Source organism: Weissella oryzae SG25 (assembly GCF_000691805.2).
GTDB classification, from domain to species: domain Bacteria; phylum Bacillota; class Bacilli; order Lactobacillales; family Lactobacillaceae; genus Weissella; species Weissella oryzae.
This window is the reverse complement of record NZ_DF820525.1, coordinates 1-1155: the sequence shown is the minus strand read 5'-3', so window position 1 is coordinate 1155 and position 1155 is coordinate 1. Positions and strand designations below refer to the sequence as shown.

General features: G+C 37.7%; 2 protein-coding genes and 1 pseudogene. All 3 read left to right on the top strand.

Annotated elements, in window-relative coordinates; all coding sequences use genetic code 11:
• Positions 1 to 217, top strand: a pseudogene (locus TT13_RS11470) (hypothetical protein); the annotation flags it as partial.
• Between the two features lie 11 nt (positions 218 to 228).
• Positions 229 to 543 (top strand): hypothetical protein, encoded by a 315-nt coding sequence (locus tag TT13_RS10840; protein ID WP_027699955.1) that lies wholly within the window; start codon positions 229 to 231, stop codon positions 541 to 543.
• A 22-nt stretch (positions 544 to 565) separates the two neighbouring features.
• Positions 566 to 1155 (top strand): ERF family protein (locus TT13_RS10835; protein ID WP_027699954.1); only part of this gene is annotated, 590 nt, incomplete at its 3' end.

Sequence of the window (1155 nt, the reverse complement as noted above, 5' to 3'; positions counted from 1 at the left end):
TACTGAGTTTAATCATGCAAATATCACTACCTCAACCACTTTAAAAACTGGTGATTTAACTAGTACAGTGAAGGCTGAATTTTTGAAAGATTGGGGCTGGGATGCTTTTGAATTAAAGTCACCCGCCAAGCTTAAAAAACGTTTTGGTAGTGATATTGAAAAAGATATTGAGCGAGTTGGTGTTTACGACACTACTGAAAGATTCAACTGGAAATAGGAGTAAATAAAATGATTAATATTAATGCGGATCAAGCTAGCGATTCAGTTAAAGAATTATTTAGTTTGGCGGTCGCCACTCTTAATGAGGTAAATAATGAGACTGCCGTTTTAGATGCCGGAATCACTAATGGAGCAATTCGGGTATCAATTAACTATTTTGAGACTCAAGAAAGAATGAAAATGTCTCCAAATGTAGGGCAGTTGGCAGAACGGGCGAAGTTACTAACGATTGCATTGGTACGAATAAAACTTAAATATGGACTTGATCAAGAGCTTGTCAATTATGTAAATGATGTTCTGGAAAAAGTGAACAATATTGATTAACACAAACTATTAACGGGGATGAATGATGACAGTTGCAGAGAAGTTATTAAAAGTTCAAACAGAACTGAAAGCGCCAAAAGGGCAATTTAATTCGTTTGGTAAATATAAGTACCGGAGTGCCGAGGATATTTTAGAAGCAGTTAAACCATTGCTACAAAGTAATCAATTATCCATTACCCTATCCGATGAACCAATATTGGTTGGTAATCGTATTTATATCAAAGCTACGGCTACGGCGGGTATGGGTGAAGATGATGCCATTAGTGTATCAGGATTTGCTCGTGAACCTGATTCAAAAAAAGGCATGGATGAAAGCCAGATAACAGGTACAGCAAGCTCATACGCACGTAAATATGCGCTTAATGGTTTATTACTTATTGACGATAATAAAGATGCTGATACTGATGAATACGCTAATCAAACTAAGCGAAGCACCAACCAGAGCAATCGTAATGCAAAACAATTTGCTCAACAAAATGTGGGTCAGCAACGACAACAACAACAAAAAGCAGGAGTGGAGCACCAGAGAGCAATTGTGGAAGCTACTATTGTTAAAGCTCAGCAGCAGTATTCAGCGACTAATGAACAAGCAGCTAAGTGGCGGCAGATGAA